General features: G+C 74.6%; 3 protein-coding genes. All 3 read right to left on the bottom strand.

What is annotated here, in order from left to right; all coding sequences use genetic code 11:
* Positions 1 to 750: alcohol dehydrogenase catalytic domain-containing protein (locus N869_RS14680; protein WP_035062872.1), on the bottom strand; the 750-nt coding region annotated here is incomplete at its 3' end.
* Positions 751 to 801: 51 nt separating this feature from the next.
* Entirely contained in the window at positions 802 to 1,626 is an 825-nt protein-coding gene (locus N869_RS14675; protein ID WP_052105624.1) for an ABC transporter ATP-binding protein, read from the bottom strand.
* On the bottom strand, positions 1,623 to 2,078 hold a 456-nt coding region (locus N869_RS14670; protein ID WP_035062867.1), incomplete at its 5' end, for an iron chelate uptake ABC transporter family permease subunit. The genes N869_RS14670 and N869_RS14675, both read right to left, overlap by 4 nt.

The raw sequence follows: 2,078 nt of genomic DNA, 5'->3' as shown, positions 1-2,078 counted from the left end.
GACCGCGGTGGCGGCGCTGCCGCACGCGTCGACCGACACGTGGCCGCCCCCGTCGGTGAGGTCGGCCACGTGGGTCCCGACGACCTCCGGCGTCATGCCGGTCGCGTCCAGGACCTGCGTCGCCCCGGCGTCCCGCGCCGCGGTCAGCGCCGCCGGTGAGACGTCGATCGCCAGGACGTTCGCCCCGCCCGCCGCGGCGATCATCACCAGGGACAGTCCGAGGCCACCGCACCCGTGGACGACCACCCACTCACCGGCCAGGACCCGGCCGTGGGCCATGAGCGCCCGGTAGGCGGTCGCGAACCTGCACCCGAGGGCGGCCGCGGTGACGGCGGTCATCGCCTCGGGGAGGGCCACCAGGTTCACGTCGGCGTGGTGCAGGGCGACCTTCTCGGCGAAGGTCCCGTCGTGGGTGAAGCCGGGTTGGGTCTGGGCCGGGCACACCTGGTGCTCGCCCGCCCGGCACGTCCCGCACGTCCCGCAGGCCTGCACGAAGGGGACGGTGACGCGGTCACCCGGTCGCCACCGGCGCACGTCCGTCCCGACCTGGAGGACCGTCCCGGCCATCTCGTGACCGGGGACGTGCGGCAGGGTCACGTCGGGGTCGTGGCCCTGCCACGCGTGCCAGTCCGACCGGCACACGCCGGTGGCCTCGACCCGGACCACTGCCCCGTCGTCGGGGCACTCGGGTTCAGGGACCAGGGCGACCTCGAGCGGCCCGCCGAAGCGGTCGAACCTGACAGCGCGCATGGTGCCCACCCGCCCATCCTGGTGCATGGGCCCGGTCCTGGCCCCCGGCGCTCAGGTGGGCGTCACCCGCGTGGCCCGCCGGGCCGGGACGACCATGGGGGTGCCGCACTCGGGGTCGGGAACGACGCGGCACGGCAGACCGAAGACGTCCTCGACCAGCTGGGAGGTCACCACCTGACCGGGTTCGCCCTGGGCCACGACCTCACCGTCCTTCATCACGACCAGGTGGGTGGCGTACCGGGCGGCCTGGTTGAGGTCGTGGAGCACCGCCACCAGCGTGCGGCCCTGCTCGTGCAGGTCGGCGCACAGGTCCAGGACCTCGTACTGGTGGGAGATGTCCAGGAACGTCGTCGGTTCGTCGAGCAGCAGCACGGGGGTCTGCTGGGCGAGGACCATCGCCAGCCACACCCGTTGGCGCTGACCCCCGGACAGCTCGTCGACGGGGCGTTCGGCCAGGCCGGTGACGTCCGTCGCGGCCATCGCCGCGGTGACGGCCGCCTCGTCGGCGGGCGACCACTGCCGCAGCAGCCCCTGGTGGGGGTACCGGCCGCGCGAGACGAGGTCGGCGACGGTGATGCCGTCGGGGGCGACGGCCGACTGCGGCAGCAGCCCGATGCGACGCGCGACCTCCTTGGTGGGCAGCGAGTGGACGGCCCGCCCGTCCAGGAGCACCGCCCCCGAGCGTGGCTGCAGCAGGCGCGCGAGCCCGCGCAGGAGCGTGGACTTGCCGCACGCGTTGGGGCCCACCACCACCGTGAAGGACCCCTCCGGGACCGGCAAGGTCAGGTGGTCCACCACGACGCGCCGCTCGTAGGCGAGGGTCACGTCCTCGGCGCGCAGCGAGGGCACCGGGGGTGTGCGGTCAGGGGTGGTCATGCGATCCGTCGTCCTTCCCTGGTGAGCAGCCAGGCGAGGTACACCCCGCCCAGCACACCCGTCGCGACCCCCACCGGGAGGGTCGTGGGGGCGAGGAGTCGTTGTGCCGTGAGGTCCGCGGCCAGCATCAACGCAGCACCGACGAGCGCCGTGATCAGCAGGGGGATGCCCGCGCCCGGGGACAGCCGGCGCGCGACCTGGGGGGCGACGAGGGCCACGAACGGCACAGGGCCCGCGGTGGCCACCGCGACCGCGCACAGTGCGACCGCCAGCACCAGCAGCACCAGCTGGGCCCGGTGCACGGGCAGCCCCAGGGCCCGGGCCGCGTCGTCCCCGAGCTCCAGCAACCGCAACCACCGCACCCCCGTCACCAGCACCGGGGTGAGTGCGAGCAGGGTCACCGCCAGGACCGTGACGTGCGTCCAGGACCGTGCGTTGAGGGACCCGACCAA

The organism is Cellulomonas bogoriensis 69B4 = DSM 16987, from assembly GCF_000767165.1.
Classification (GTDB): Bacteria; Actinomycetota; Actinomycetes; order Actinomycetales; family Cellulomonadaceae; genus Actinotalea; species Actinotalea bogoriensis.
Note: the sequence above shows the minus strand (reverse complement) of the source record. Positions and strands in the feature narration are given on the sequence as shown.